Source organism: Cyanobium sp. HWJ4-Hawea (genome assembly GCF_024345815.1).
In the GTDB taxonomy this organism is placed as follows: domain Bacteria; phylum Cyanobacteriota; class Cyanobacteriia; order PCC-6307; family Cyanobiaceae; genus Cyanobium_A.
On the sequence record NZ_JAGQBV010000008.1, the window covers coordinates 28,976 to 42,966 of the forward strand.

At 63.5% G+C, this 13,991-nt stretch carries 14 protein-coding genes and 1 other RNA gene; 3 read left to right on the forward strand and 12 right to left on the reverse strand.

Annotated elements, in window-relative coordinates:
• Positions 1-40 precede the first annotated feature (40 nt).
• From ssrS to KBY58_RS03140, 5 genes are all read right to left on the reverse strand, one after another.
• Positions 41-223, reverse strand: a non-coding RNA gene (gene ssrS / locus KBY58_RS03120) — 6S RNA.
• 18 nt (positions 224-241) lie between these two features.
• Positions 242-1,420, reverse strand: a complete 1,179-nt coding sequence (locus KBY58_RS03125) for a 5-(carboxyamino)imidazole ribonucleotide synthase (RefSeq protein WP_255002819.1) — start codon at positions 1,418-1,420, stop codon at positions 242-244.
• Between the two features lie 68 nt (positions 1,421-1,488).
• On the reverse strand, positions 1,489-2,370 hold the full coding sequence (locus KBY58_RS03130) for a carbohydrate ABC transporter permease (RefSeq protein ID WP_255002820.1): 882 nt from the start codon (positions 2,368-2,370) through the stop codon (positions 1,489-1,491).
• A 2-nt stretch (positions 2,371-2,372) separates the two neighbouring features.
• Positions 2,373-3,503 carry an alanine/ornithine racemase family PLP-dependent enzyme gene (locus tag KBY58_RS03135; protein ID WP_255002822.1) on the reverse strand — a complete coding sequence of 377 codons (1,131 nt, stop codon included), beginning with the start codon at positions 3,501-3,503 and terminating at the stop codon, positions 2,373-2,375.
• The gene (locus tag KBY58_RS03140) at positions 3,500-4,642 is read right to left on the reverse strand and encodes a DUF1611 domain-containing protein (RefSeq protein WP_255002823.1); all 1,143 of its coding nucleotides are present in this window, start codon (positions 4,640-4,642) and stop codon (positions 3,500-3,502) included. The genes KBY58_RS03135 and KBY58_RS03140 overlap by 4 nt, the downstream gene beginning before the upstream one ends.
• Positions 4,643-4,827: 185 nt before the next feature.
• Between KBY58_RS03140 and aroB the strand changes: the two genes are divergently transcribed.
• Complete coding sequence (gene aroB, locus KBY58_RS03145; protein WP_255002826.1) at positions 4,828-5,961, forward strand: 3-dehydroquinate synthase; 1,134 nt, start codon at positions 4,828-4,830, stop codon at positions 5,959-5,961.
• Here aroB and KBY58_RS03150 read toward each other — a convergent pair.
• From KBY58_RS03150 to KBY58_RS03160, 3 genes are all read right to left on the reverse strand, one after another.
• Positions 5,958-6,653: a DUF429 domain-containing protein gene (locus tag KBY58_RS03150; RefSeq protein ID WP_255002827.1), complete on the reverse strand. Its 696-nt coding sequence runs from the start codon at positions 6,651-6,653 to the stop codon at positions 5,958-5,960. The two genes, aroB and KBY58_RS03150, sit on opposite strands and share 4 nt — an antisense overlap.
• Before the next feature lie 10 nt (positions 6,654-6,663).
• Entirely contained in the window at positions 6,664-6,990 is a 327-nt protein-coding gene (locus KBY58_RS03155; RefSeq protein WP_255002828.1) for a hypothetical protein, read from the reverse strand.
• A 68-nt stretch (positions 6,991-7,058) separates the two neighbouring features.
• Positions 7,059-8,375, reverse strand: coding sequence for a Rieske 2Fe-2S domain-containing protein (locus tag KBY58_RS03160; RefSeq protein WP_255002829.1), 1,317 nt, complete (start codon positions 8,373-8,375; stop codon positions 7,059-7,061).
• A 64-nt stretch (positions 8,376-8,439) separates the two neighbouring features.
• Between KBY58_RS03160 and KBY58_RS03165 the strand changes: the two genes are divergently transcribed.
• Positions 8,440-9,144 carry an SDR family oxidoreductase gene (locus KBY58_RS03165; protein ID WP_254933190.1) on the forward strand — a complete coding sequence of 235 codons (705 nt, stop codon included), beginning with the start codon at positions 8,440-8,442 and terminating at the stop codon, positions 9,142-9,144.
• Here the strand turns inward: KBY58_RS03165 and KBY58_RS03170 are convergent.
• A complete protein-coding gene (locus KBY58_RS03170) occupies positions 9,080-10,276 on the reverse strand; it encodes a class I SAM-dependent methyltransferase (RefSeq protein WP_255002831.1) in 1,197 nt (398 codons plus the stop codon). The genes KBY58_RS03165 and KBY58_RS03170 overlap by 65 nt on opposite strands.
• Before the next feature lie 49 nt (positions 10,277-10,325).
• Between KBY58_RS03170 and KBY58_RS03175 the strand changes: the two genes are divergently transcribed.
• Positions 10,326-11,135 carry a TPM domain-containing protein gene (locus KBY58_RS03175; RefSeq protein WP_255002833.1) on the forward strand — a complete coding sequence of 270 codons (810 nt, stop codon included), beginning with the start codon at positions 10,326-10,328 and terminating at the stop codon, positions 11,133-11,135.
• Between the two features lie 6 nt (positions 11,136-11,141).
• Here KBY58_RS03175 and KBY58_RS03180 read toward each other — a convergent pair whose 3' ends face one another.
• From KBY58_RS03180 to KBY58_RS03190, 3 genes are all read right to left on the reverse strand, one after another.
• Positions 11,142-11,903, reverse strand: a complete 762-nt coding sequence (locus KBY58_RS03180) for a glycoside hydrolase family 104 protein (RefSeq protein WP_255002873.1) — start codon at positions 11,901-11,903, stop codon at positions 11,142-11,144.
• 86 nt (positions 11,904-11,989) lie between these two features.
• Positions 11,990-13,054 (reverse strand): hypothetical protein, encoded by a 1,065-nt coding sequence (locus KBY58_RS03185; protein ID WP_255002834.1) that lies wholly within the window; start codon positions 13,052-13,054, stop codon positions 11,990-11,992.
• On the reverse strand, positions 13,048-13,959 hold the full coding sequence (locus tag KBY58_RS03190) for a TIGR04168 family protein (RefSeq protein ID WP_255002836.1): 912 nt from the start codon (positions 13,957-13,959) through the stop codon (positions 13,048-13,050). Before KBY58_RS03190 ends, KBY58_RS03185 begins: the two co-directional genes overlap by 7 nt.
• Positions 13,960-13,991 lie beyond the last annotated feature (32 nt).

Genomic DNA, 13,991 nt, shown 5'->3' on the forward strand with positions numbered 1-13,991 from the left:
TCGCCACCTGAATCGAAGCGGAAATAGCCAATCTGGAAAAGGGTGAACCGCCGTACCGTTTTGCCCCAGTGTTCGACCTGGCAGAACCAGAAGGGGGGTCAAAGGCGTGGCTCCGTTTCCGGCTACGAGGCCGGTTTACTTTGCCGTCGCTGCAGACCCCCCATGTCGAAAGAGAGTCAGATCAGAAAACTGTGAAAGGCAGTCACCAACACAGCAGTTCATCGCCAGCTTAAACGGCTTTTCAGGAGGCCAAGGGGTGTTCCATAAGCAGGGGCCAAATCGCCCGCACCTGGGCTAGCCGCTGCTGGGCCTGCTCCAGTCTGTGGTCGTGCGAATTGCCATCGAGCACCAAGGTCACATGGCCAAGTTTTCGGCCGGGGCTGGATCCCTGCTTTCCATACCAGTGCACAGAGGCAGCTGGCAAACAGGCCAATTGCTCTCTCTTCTCGGCGTAATCCGATTGGGAATGCTCAAAGCCGAGCAAGTTGACCATCAGGGCTCCAGGCAGCTTCAGACCCACGGGGCCTGGGGCCATACCCGCCACAATTCGGACCTGCTGCTCAAACTGGCTGGTTTGGCAGGCCTCGATTGTGAGATGGCCTGAATTGTGGGTGCGGGGGGCGATCTCATTCACCTGCATTCCCCCAGGCCCATAGAACAATTCCACCGACAGCACTCCCACGTAGTCGAGGGCGGTGAGTAGGGAGGCAGCAATGTTGCGGGCAAAGGCCTGGGCCCCATGGGGCACTGCCGCAGGGGTCAGAACCCAATCGCAAACCTGTTGCTGCTGGTGGGTTTGCACCAACGGATAGCAATGCACCTGGCCGGAATGGTCACGGCAGGCCAACTGGGACAACTCCATGCTGAAGTCGACCAGATCCTCCAAAATCCACTCCTCGGGTTTTACGCCGGCCACCAGGGCATCAAGTTGCTGCTGACTGTGCAAAACCTCCGTGCCCTTGCCGTCGTAGCCACCCGTTGAAACCTTGGCCATCAATGGGAATGTCTTGCCCTCGGGCAAAACGCCATCGGCAGGGAGGTCAAACCAGCGGGGAGTGGGCAGATGCAACCGATCCAGCAGTTGCCGCTGACTGCGCTTACTTACCAAGGGGGCCAGGGCCTCCAGCTTTGGCACAAAGAGAATGCCCGATTCCTGGAGGAGCAGCAGGGAATCGAGGTCTACCCACTCATTCTCAAAGGTGATCGCGCCGCTGCGCAACGCCAGGTTGCGGGTGGCTGAGCTGTCCCTCAGGGCAGCCAACACAACAGAACTCGCCACTGCCGTGGCTGGATCTGCCGCCCCGGGGGTCTGCACATGCACAGCCACACCCAATTGCTGGCCGGCCATGGCCAACATCAAGGCCAACTGACCTCCCCCAACTACCCCAATGGAGTCGTGGACAGCAGAGCTGGGTTTCACGGAAAACAAAAAAGCACCCACGCGGCGCCAATCAACCAGATTCGCATCCCATGCAACGGCCTGTCGGCCTAGGTGAGGCCGCGATCACCGGCGAAGGCAAAGCGAATCAGGCTCAGCAGCAGCACTATCAAAAACAAGGCCAAACCAACGGTGCAGGCATAGCTGATCTCCAGTTCGGAAAAGGCCTGGTCGTAGACGTAATAAACCAAGGTGCGGGTGGAATCGGCCGGTCCGCCCTGGGTCATTAGGTAAACCTCCTCAAAAACCTTGGTGGCCGCAATCGCTGAAATAACAGCCACCAGGGTGATGTATGGCCGCAGCAGCGGCAGGGTGATGTCTAGGTGCTTGCGCCAACCCTCGCTGCCATCAAGCGCTGCAGCCTCGTAGAGATCTGGGGAGATGCCCTGGAGACCGGCCAAAAAGATCACCATGAAATAGCCCAGACCCTTCCAAAGGGTCACGAACATCACCGCCGGCAGGGCCAGGGCCGGCGAGGTGAGGAAGCCAATGGGGCTGAACTGATCCCCTAAAAGCGCCGCCAACCAACCATTGATCAAGCCGTTTTCGGCGTAGAGCCAGCGAAAGGCAATGGCCGCCACCACGATCGAGACCAACACCGGGGTATAAAAAGCGGCCCTAAACCAGTGGATTGCGGGCAACTTGCGGTTGACCAGCACCGCCAGCACCAAGGCCCCAACCACCACGGGCGGAACCACACCCACCAGATAGAGCAGGGTGGTGCCCACCACCCGAAAAAACATCGGATCGCCCAGCAGCCGCTGGAAGTTGGCAAGGCCCACAAATTTGAGGGGCTCACTCACATCGAGCCCGGTTTGGGTAAAGCTCATCAATAGGGCCATCAGCGCCGGGATCAGCACCGAAATGGCCAAAAGAACAATCGCCGGACCTAAAAAGCCCCAGGCGGTAGCTGATGGGTAACGGGAAGCCATGCTCACCATTCTGCCGGCCCATCTTGGTCTGGGCCCCCCACAAAGGATCGATCCACAAACGGAGAGGTCATCGCCCGCAGTAGGGCGCTGTAGCTGAGTTGAAAACGCTGTTCATCGCCCACCTGCAGGGGCGCTCCTTCACAGCCCACGAGCAGGTGGTCACTGGAGGCCCCCAGGATTGAGATACCCGCAGCGGGCGTCAGGCCGGCCGGGTCAACATCCTGTTCACCTAGGGCCAACAGGGCTCGGTGGGCTCGAGGGGAATGGGCTGGAGGCAACTCCGCGCAAGGGAGCTGGCCTAATTCAGGATCCGGAAGCTGTTTAGAGAAGCTGGTGTGCTGGCGGTGGCCCCAGGGCTCCACGGGCTTGAATTTCGCTTCAATCACCTCAGCCACCAGGGTGATGGCATCGGTATGCATGCCTGGAATCGGCGTGCGACCAAGCGGTTCTCGCCCCAAAAGCAGGGCCTCCCCCAGTCGCAAATGGTTGATCCGGCCCAAATCGGCACCGCTAGCCAACCAGGGCAAATTGGCTGAATTTCCCCCCGAACACCAGGGCAACTGCACCTGGAAGCGACGCTCAAGGGTGTTGGCCAAGCCTGTAAGGACAGCCATGTTGGCCTGATCAGGAGCTACACCGTGCTGACAGCCCAGGTTGGTGCCAATTCCCTTCAGTTCCAGGCTGGGCAACCCCAACACCAGTTGGACCACCTCCTCGAGCTCCTCCACCAGCAGCCCCTCGCGTAGGTCGCCAAGTTCGACCATCAGCAGCACGCCATGGCGCAGCCCCTGGCGCATGGCCGCCGCCGCCAGGGCCTTCAGCACCTTCACCTCGCTATTGCAGCTGATCGCTGCATGGGCCACTACTCGATCCACCTGGCTGAGCAGGGGCGAGCGAATCAGCAGCAATGGCACCGCCAACCCAAGACGGGCCAGGGCTTCGATGCTCTCGATCCGCGATTCACCGATCGAACCCACCCCCGCCGCCACCCAGGTCTGGACAATCTCCGGCAGGCCCAAAGTGGCCTTGCTGACACCGGTTATGGCAATGCCGCGCCGGCCCAGCCGATCCACCAGGGTGCTGGCGTTGTGATGGAGCAGCCCGAGATCAATCTCGAGGCGCAATGGACTCAAACGGGCACGCTGCAGGCACCAGCCAGTTCGGGAAAGGCGCGCAGCACCATCGCCACGAGGCGCTCGGGTCCACGGCTAATCGCATCGGTCACTGGGATGGCCAGTTCTGCCTCATAGAGGGCGATTGCAGCGGTTAGGGCAGCCCTATCCAGGCCCTCATGGTTAAGGGTCAGGCCGATCACCCTGGTGGGAGCGAAGGCCTCAATCAGACGGATCTCACTGGCCGGGCTGGGCACCGGCAGGAAGGGGAAATCACTGAGTTTTCGCCGGGCCGGGGCATGCTGCAGGATCACCGCTTGGGGCTGACTGCCGCGCAGGATGAAAGCGGACGAAAGGTAGGCCGGGTGGCTGAGGGCCCCCTGGCCCTCGATCACGATCACGGCGGGACGCTCGCTCTGGTATGCCTCGACCACCGCTGCCTCCACCTCCCCTGAGCAGAACTGGGAGGGAATCGCATCGAGGGCGATGCCGAAACGGCCGCCCTGGATTAGGCCGGTCTGGCCGGTGCTGACAAGCAGCGCTGGGATGCCATGGTCCTGGAGGGCCTGCACCAACAGCGTTGCGGTTGTGCGTTTACCAACGGCGCCATCGGTACCCAGCACGGCAATGCGCAGGCAACTGGCCTGGGCGATAGAGCCATTGAACAGCCGCAGATCCTTGAGTTCGGGGGGGCGCCGCACATCGCGGATCGAGACCTGATGGAGCTGGGCCGCCGCCGCAAATTCGGAGTCGTCGTTGAGAAACTCCCGCATGCCACTGACCAGATTTAGGCCCGCAGCCATCGCCCGCCTGAGGGCGCTGCGATCCTCTGCCGCATAGAGGCCGTTGGCTGGAGCCATGCCATAAATAAACGTATTCAGACGGCTGCCTGGCATTGCGAGGGCCTCAGCCAGGTCGGCCACGATTGCCACACCGTTGGCCACACCGTCGAGCACCATGCCCGCATCCAGGCCAGCGCAGTGGCTGTCAATAACGGCACGGATCTCAAAGGCTTCGCAATGGCGCACCAGTCCGTGGGCGGTTTTGCCATCAAGGCCTGCAAACTGGCCTTCGCAATAGACAACGGCGCCGGGACGCAGCGGAGTTAGCCGCACTGCAGCCGAGGGGGTCAGGTCCTGGACCTGAGGTAAAAGTGTCAAAGGAAACCGGGCCGATCCGCCAGCGACTGCGGTGGGTCAAGGGGCGAGCGCTGCCGCAAAGGGAGCAGCGGTCGGCGGTGCTGGAGACAGCGGACCAGAAGTGGCCGCTGATTGGCGTGGTTGCCCAGACCCTAGGCCCAATACCAGGGCTGCCGCCGTAACCTCCAATTCCTCTGACCAGAGCCATGGGCGCCGCATCCACCATCCGCAGCATCGAGGTGGAGCTGGACGCCAACCCCTACCCGATCGTGATCGGCACGGGCAGCCTCGACCAGCTCGGCGAACGGATCATTGCCCAGGGCATCAAGCCAGGCACCAAGGTGTTGCTGGTCACCAACCCTGTGGTGGAACAGCACTACGGAGCCAGGGCCATGACAAGCCTGGAAGCCGCCGGCCTGCTGGCCAGCTCCCTGGTGATTGAGGCCGGAGAGGACCAAAAAACCCCGGCCACGGTGGCGCTGATCCACGATGCCGCCTTCCAGCAGCGGCTCGAGCGGGGTTCATTGATCGTGGCCCTTGGTGGCGGCGTGGTGGGTGACATGGCAGGTTTTGCTGCTGCCACCTGGCTACGGGGCATTGCCGTGGTGCAGGTGCCGACCACCCTGCTGGCGATGGTCGATGCGGCCATTGGTGGCAAAACCGGCGTCAACCATCCGGGCGGCAAAAATCTGATTGGCGCCTTTCACCAGCCCAAATTGGTGCTGATCGACCCGAGCAGCCTGGCCACCCTGCCGGTGCGGGAATTTCGAGCCGGCATGGCCGAGGTGATCAAATACGGCGTTATCGGCGACAAAGACCTATTTACGGAACTTGAGGCCGTTGCCAGGGCCAACCCCCAGGGCGGCTTGGCAAGCCTTGGGGCCGTGGGTCCCGACCTATTGCAAAGCCTGCTGGAGCGCTCAGCCGCAGCAAAGGCCAAGGTGGTAGCCGCCGATGAGAAGGAGGGCGGGCTCAGGGCAATCCTCAACTACGGCCACACCCTCGGCCATGTGGTGGAAACCCTCTGCGGCTATGGCACCTATCTGCACGGAGAGGCAGTTGCCATCGGGATGGTGGCCGCTGGGGCAGTGGCGCAGACCATGGGCCTCTGGAGCGCCGCCGACCAGGCCCGCCAGATAGCGGTGATTGCCGCGGCTGGCTTGCCAGCTGTCTTTCCGGACCTGGCCAGTGGGGAGGTGCTGAACTGCCTCCAGGGCGACAAAAAAGTGAAGGAGGGAAAGCTGCGCTTCGTGCTGCCCACCGCCATTGGCAAGGTAGAAATCCGCAGTGATGTGGAGTCGGCCACCATCCTCAAGGCGATTGGGGCACCAAAGGCCTAGGCCTGGATTCGCATGGGCAGGCCTTGGCCATCGATCTCTCCGCCCAGGGCCAGGGCAGTTCCCTCGTAAATACGGCGGCAGCTCCAAAGACAGGCCAGGGCATCGAGGATGTCGTCGTCGGCAAGGAGGGCCCGGGGGAAGTCGCTGCGAATAGCCCCTGGCACCCCAGGGAAAAGCTGCTCCACTAAGGCCAGCCGCTGGGCCCGGCCCCCCGCGGTGCGCTTGGCCCCAGCCATCGGTTCGCCCCCATTCCATTGGGCAAATGCCAACTCCGGATGCACCTCATGCACCCGATCAATCCGGCCCGGATCTGCCCTAAGTAGGCGATCCAGCTGTTGAATTTTGGGCAGCAGGTAGTAGGCCTGCTTGCTCAATTTCTGGCCGCAGGCGGCCTGGGAGCGGCCGCAGGCATCCGGGTAGTCGGCAGCCCCCAGCACGGCCCGCACCGGAGCAGGGAAAACACTGCTGCGCCTAGGGCCCAGCCGCTGCCTGGCAAGGCGATCGCAGGGTCGGGGCCCCGCCTCTGCCAGGCCGATCGGCATGTCTATCGCCACCAGGGGCAATTCAGGCCCACCTTGGTCGATAAAAGCTTCTGCTTCGGCGTGAATAGCCCAGCTGATCTGGCCAGGGGGAGTCGTCTGCACCACCAGCCAGCCGCCGCGGCAGCCATCAACGCCAATCAAGCGCGGCATCAGCTGGCCATCAATCTGCGCACGCCGAATCAGTGGGCGGTGAATCTGGATCCAGGGCCACCTCCAGGGTGGTTAGCAGTAGGGCCAGGGCCGCAGATCGATCCAGCTCCCCACCGCTGACGCTGGCGAGCCATTGGCCGCAGAGCTCCTCGATGTGGCGAAACAAGCCATCGCCCTGGCGCAGGTTTGCCATCCAGCACTCGGCGCTCTCCAGCTCTGCCTCCGGTGGCAGGGAAACCACATAGCGGAGCCCATCGGTGCCCGTATAGGTGAGGTGGCCTTCGGTGTCGAACATCGGCGCCGCATGGGGCGTCATCGGATCGGGCAGGGGGGCCATGGCATCACCCGCAGTAATCACTGCCTAGGGGCGCCCGGAGTTCTTGCCAACCCCAGGGAGCCAGGCCATCAGCAGCGCTTATCCGTTGGATCTGGGCGGTTTCGAGGGGGATGGCCATCTCCCCTGAGTAGGCCCTGCTGCCAGATGCCGCATTGCCGCAGCAGTCCAAATAGGAGAAGCAGCCCCACCCCAGCAGCAAGCTGGGCCACCAAGCTGGGTAAGACGCCAACGGCCACAGCTGCAGCCACGCAACCAGCCAGCAGCAGGGGGCGGATCCGGCGCAACCGCTTGAGGGCCCTGGAGCAGTCCCGGCAGTGGAGCGTATGGGCCTGGTAGCGGTCCATCAGGGCGTCACGGCCCAGGCGCGGCGGTAGCTCTTGGCCGGGGAAAGGTTCGCCCCCGTAGCGATTCACCCAGTCGTGCAGGGCCCGAACGTAGACATCGGCCGCCGTGGGCAGGAAGCAGGAGCGGGCAAAGCTGGCACTGCCGCCCCGCTCCGCCAAGGCCCTTTCCTGCCAGTGCAGGAAGACCTGGTCGTCTTCGAGGATTGTGTGGTTGGCAATGTGCTGGAGCCACTGGGGCCGCAGGCGCAGCAGCAGGCCAGGCAGGGGCGAGGAGAAGCGAAAGGGGAACCTGGCAAACAGTCGGCATTCCCCCCGGCGCATCGGCGTGGCGTAAACCACCGTCAGGAAGCGGGCAAATCCCTTGGCCTCCAGGTCGTGCCACATCAGCGCTGGCGCCACAAAGGTGGTGTGTTGGCTGCCAAGGGCACCCCGGCGGGGCCCCTCCTGCCAAAAGGCCGTAAACCCCTCAGGCCCAAAGCTGGTCAATTCCGCCTCCACCGGTGAAGCGTTCTGGCGGCGTCCCACGGTGCGGTGGTGGGTGAAGGGGACATGGCTCACATCGAGCACGTTTTCAAGGAGGGTCAGGGCATCCATCGGCAGATCACGGAAGATGTCCTGCACCACCCAGCCCGGTGCCTCCACCTCCGGCACCAAGGGCAAAGGCACGGCATCGGCATGCTCGGGAGGCCCGGCAAAAACAAACAACAACCCCTGGGCCAGTCGCGTCTCAAAGCGCTTTGCACAGCTGCGTTGGGGAAGGACTTCGGCCGGCTCCCGCTGCTGGGGAATGGTTGTACAGGCCCCCATGCCATCGAAGCTCCAACCGTGATACGGGCATTCCAATTCGCCCCTGCCATTGATGCGGCCCTCACTTAGGGGCACTAGGCGATGGGGGCAAACATCGGCAAAGGCCTGCCAGCTATCGCCATGGCGATCCCACCAGAGCACCAGGTCCTGGTCCAACAGGGTGAAGGCCGTAGGCCGGGTCGGATCAAGGTCGACCTCGTAGGCCACCGGGTACCACTGCTCACTCCAGCTCAAATCAGAAAGGTTCAGGGGGCTGTCACTCTGCCTAGCCTGAGGCGCTGATTGCGCAAACCGATCAATGCAAAGCCCTGCCGCGTCACCAGTACCTGGATCAACCCTTGCCGTCAGCGGCGCATCGGGCAAAACCGGTTGGCGGGTGGTGCAGGAAGCCCTGGAGCGCGGTTACCGGGTGAAAGCCTTGGTGCGGCCAGGATCCGAACTGCCAGCGGGGCTGGAGGGGGCCGAGGTGGTGCGGCTGGAGCTGCATCAAAGCCAGGCGCTGGAAGCGGCCCTGCGGGGCTGTGATGGCCTGGTTATTGCCACCGGCGCCAGGCCTTCGGTGGATTTACTGGGCCCCCTGAAGGTCGATGCCTTTGGTGTGGCAGACCAAATACGGGCCTGTCGGGCGGTGGGACTGAAGCGGGTGGTGCTGGTCAGTTCACTTTGCGCCGGTCGCTGGCTGCACCCCCTAAACCTGTTTGGTCTCATCCTGGTCTGGAAGCGGCTCGGCGAAAGCTGGCTCGAGCAGAGCGGTATCAACTGGACCGTGATCCGCCCAGGTGGCCTCAAGGAGAGCGAAGCGGAACTGGAAAAGGAGGGGGTTGTTTTCAGCGGCGCAGACCAACAGGAAAGCGACAGCATTCCCCGGCGGCTGGTGGCTCGCGTCTGCCTGGATGCCCTGGAAACGCAGGCAGCCATTGGCCAGATTGTCGAAATCACTAGCCGACCCGATCCGGCTGCCCCGAATCTGCAGCAGTGGTTGGCGGCCCAGGTTCCCGGCTGAATAGGGGCTGGAGTGGGGCCTGGTTACGACTAAAGGCAAGCCAGCGGAAATCGCCCAGGGCAATGGGATCTACAAGCCGCAGCAGGGCCTCACGCCGGGGCAGCAGCTCCCCTAGTTCGAGTTGTTGCAGCCCATGCAGACGCTCCGCCAAACCCAGGGCCAACAAAGCCTGCCCCTGGCGGCACTGGCCAAGGGCCTGCCAGCCACTGGCGGCGGCAGCGGCCTCCAGGCTTTCAATACAGATATGGGCGGTGAGGTCCCAGCTGCCGGGATCAAGCAGCGGATCGCCGCTGGCCTGCTGGTCCCGGTAGGCCATCAGGGTTCCTTCACTGCGCGGGGGTGCGTAGTAACGCCAGGCCTCGTGGGCGTAGTCGACCACCAGCAACATCCCGGCGCTGAGGGCGGCGGCGCAATCCCCTAGCCAGGGTTCCAGCCCCGGATGGAGCTCGCTACTCCAGCCCTCGCCCCGCTGGGGATTGGCCGGCAGCAGGCCCAGCTGAACCAGTTGGCCTTCGGCAGCAGGGGAAAGGGCAGGGCCAGGCAGCAACTGGAGCGACGCTTCAGCGCCACCATCCACCAGGCAAACCAACTGCTGACACCACCTGCCACCACTCCAGACAATCCGCTCAACCGCCAGGGCGTCTAGTACCTCATGGGCCAACACCACCCCCTGAACCGGGTCTGCGGCCAGCTCGGCAAAGGTGCTCCAACGCACGGGTAGGGGGCAGTTGGCCAGGAGTGTCCGCTGGCGCTCGGCCATGCCGGGATTGGGCTCCACCAACACCAGGCTGAGCCGCCCGGCCAAATCGGGCCAGTGGCGCTGCATTTGCCAGGCCAGGTCTAGGGCCAGGCTGCCCTCCCCAGGGCCGGTCTCGACCAGGACCAGGGGCTGGTCGAGGGGGAATTGCCCTAACCAATCGGCCAACTGCACAGCCAGGAGGCCCGCGAAGTCGGGGCCGAGGGACGGGGAGGTGGCGAAATCCCCTTCTGGACCAATCCTCAATCTACCAGCGCCATAGGCCCCGTGCTCACCGTCATGCAGCACCCAATCCATGTAGGTGGCAAATGACACCGCACCGCCCGCCGCAGCGATTCGCAGCCGCAGCCAATCGGGCACTTGGGGTTCAACCACGGTCCATATCCCGGCTCAGACACAATGCTGCGAGCATCGAAGCAGGGGCATGGGTCGTTTAGCCAGGGCATGGGGCCGGCAGTTGTTCGCGCTGGTGGCAGCCCTGGTGCTGATTCTGCCTGGTTTCTGCGGGCCAGCACTGGCCTATGACAACCCGGATCTGCTGCCCGATCACCCAACCCCGGTGATTGATCTGGCGAAAATTTTTAGTGACGCCCAGCGCACCAGCCTGGAGGAGCAGCTCACCAAGTTCGAAGCAGAAAATGGCTGGAAAGTGCGGGTGTTAACCCAATACGACCGCACCCCTGGCCAGGCAGTGAAAAGCTTCTGGAACCTGGATGAACGCAGCCTGCTGGTGGTGGGTGATGAAAGGGGCGGCAACCTGTTGAACTTCAACGTGGGCGAGGGCCTATTTGCCCTAATGCCGCGCACCTACTGGGTGGAGCTGCAAACCCGCTTTGGCAACCAGTACTACGTGCGCGACCACGGCCAGGCCGCAGCGATCCTGGATTCAGTGCAAGTGGTGGAGGATTGCCTCGAGAAAGGCGGCTGCCAAGTGGTGCCCGGCCTGCCCAGGGAGCAGTGGTTACTGACCCTTTCCACCTCGGTTGTGGGCGGTCTGGTGGTGGGCTTCGCCGGCTATCCCCGCAAGGAGGGCCGCCGCTTCGAATGGGGCTGGGTCTTGCTGCTCTCCCCCCTGTGGCTGATCATGTTTGGGGCCCTGGGCCTGGGGCCAATCCTCACCCGCACCACAGAGGTGCTGCCCCTACTGCGCAACAGCCTGGCCTTCCTGGGTGGAATTGTGGTGGCCTACCTGGTGGCCCAAAAGACCGTGGGGAAACCAAATCCTCAGGAATAGGTCGGCCTAAGGAAGCCGCTTCAGGGCCTCAAGGCGACACTCAATTGATTCGGCTGGCAGGCAGCTGGGCTCAACGGCCACCTGGGCCACGTCGCCTCGCAACTGGCTGAGGTTGTCTTCATAGAAGCGCCTGAGATCGTGGAAGCGCCGCACCGGCTGGCCATAGAAACTCCTGCCGGCCATGGTGGGGAAAGAGGCCCATTCCGGTGCCAGCCTGGCCGCCAAATGGGGGGTAAACAGCCCCAGATCAGCCAGGGCCAGGGCGCCGCGCCGTTGGATCAAAAAGATCGCAGCCTGGTCCTGAACCTCCGGCCCAAAGGCAGTGAGCCCCAGGCTGCGGGAGGCCAGTGACCAGGTGAAGGGCATGAATTGATAGGCCCCGGCAGCCGCACTGGCATAGCCGGATTTGCGGATCACCCGATCCGGGTGCCGATCGAGGGAGGGCATCAAGCCGCCGCCAAACATCACCCGATAGCCAACGGCAGTGCCGCCAGCCCAGGTGCCCTCTGCGTAGCGAATGGTGTTTAAAAGGGCCCGCCGCTCGGGGGTGATGGCGAAAAGCCGTGGCGCCGGAGGAGGCAACCTGAACACGAGGCGCTCGCCGGCCTCCTCAGGCTGAGATGCAGACGTTTCAGGTACAGAGGCCTCTGACGCGGAAGCCAGGGGGACCGTAAAAGCTGACGCCACCAGTGCGGATAACAACAAACAACTGGTGCGGAGCTTTGGCAAAACAATCAACTCGCAATTAGTTGGCAGGGCCAACAACATGGCGCCAATTTGCCGAATATCTGTCAAACAGGCAAGTCTTGGATGCCAATAGGTCAATTGGCATGACAGCAAAACAACTGCTACGACTAGCCTAGGGCAACTTGAATGATTGCTTGGGCGGCCTGCTCGCAACCGTCTGACGGCAGGGGGTCCCGGCTAGCCGCTAGCAGGGGTCGATCGAGCTGCCAGTCGCCGCGATGCCACTGCTCCTGGCTCAGCAGGCGGTGGCGGCCATGGCGCTGCAGGGCCTCCTCAAGAACACCTGCCTCGGCAAAACCGGAGCGATGGACCAGGTGGATCCCCACTCCCTGGCTGAGGGCCTCACAAAAGCTGCTGTAGCCGGGCTTGGTGATGACCCTTTCGCACAGTCCCATTACCTCCAATGGGCGAATCCCCGGAGGTAACAGCCGGCCGTTTGCCCGGCTCGCCACCAGCGGATCGGTGCTGATGAAGGTATGGCCGGGCCAAAGGTCGAGCAGCTCGGGCCTAAGAGCCATGCCCAACCCCCCAAAACTGATCAAAACGCAGCGAGCCGGATCGGCGGGCAAGCCCAGCTGCGTGGCCAGGGCCGACGCCTCCAGTCGCGGGGTGCCTGCGGTCAAACCCAAGCTGAGTGTTGGCAATCCCCAGGGCATCGGCATCGCCAGGGGGGCCTGGAGCAGAAGCTGGCCCTGGCGATAGAGGGCCAGGGCCCCATCGGCCCAGCCAGCGAAGTGGGGACCCATGGCCCCGTAGATGCCATCCCAGCCAAAATTGGCCAGCCACACCAGCGGCGCCCCGAGCCGTTGGGCCAAAAGGGCCGCCGCTGGCGGCACATCCGCCATCACCAGGATTGGTTCCGCCTGACTCAACAGCCAGTCCACCTCCCTTTCCAGTTGGCCAGGCAGCTGTTGCTCCAGGACCTCCAGGGCCAACAGGGTCGCCGCTGGATCAGCCCCGAGGGCGTCGGCCTGGACCACACCCACATCCCACTGGCAATGGCGCCTCTCGAAGGGCACGGGCCCCAGGGCCATGGTTAAAAACGACTCCGGCAAGGAGGTGGAGAGCACCAGCCTCCAGTCGGGCCGCAGCTGGTGCAAGGCCGTCAATACCGCCGCGCTGCGCGAACCATGGCCAAAGCCGTGGCCGCTGATACAGGCCAGGATCAGCACTTGCCTAGAACGCCAGTGGCGACATGCGGTGCCAGAGCTGGGGCTGGAGATGGCACTGGCGCTGGGGATGGGGCAGAAAAGAGCTTCTCCTCATAGAGACACTCGCCCCCCAGGCCAAACCAACGGTGGCTGACATGCACCAGGTGCATGCCTTCAAATTCCACCCAGCTGAAATGGCGCAGCGCCCGACCCTGTTCATCGGTGCCATGGCGAGGCACGGAAGCCGTATTTAGGTAGGCAGTGCCGGCCCGATCTGTGCAAAAAGTCAGACGGTGTCCCTGGCCCCGCCGCAGGACGTGATGCATGTGGCCAAAGACCACCAGGGGCAGGGGCCGCTGGCGTTGGATCTGCTGGACGGCCAGGGCCAGATCCTGATCACCCCAATCACAGGCTGGGGGCTTCCAATCCTTGCCGCAGGGGGATGTGGCATCACTGCCGAGGCCCGTGGGACCGCTATGGCCCAGGAGCACCAGGGGCCATTGGGGGTTGGCACCCTGGGCGGCGGTGGTGATCCTGTTCACCGAATCCTGCAGAGTGACTGGGCCAAAGGCGGACAGGGCTGCCTGGGAAAGGTGATAGCCGCCGCCGGCCGTAGCTGGCCGCCCCCCCACCACGGACAGGCCGGGCAATTCCCGCAGCCGCCAGCCGCAGTGGAGCTGGCCCAGGGCCGCAATTTGGCGCTGCAGGGTTAACCCCGAGGAGTCCTTGCCCGTGTCGTGGTTGCCCAGGATGCAAGCCACCGGCAGGGTCAGCTGGCGCAGCAAGGCGGGGATGCGCTGCTGACCATCGCTGAGGTCGCCGACCACCAGCAACGCATCTGGAGCGAGGGTCTCAAGCAGCGCCTGGTCGGTGTGGTCCCAGGCGCCGTGAAGATCGCCCGCAATGGCGATGCGCAAATCAGCCAACCCCGGTGCCTAGGCTGTGATAATCCTGCATC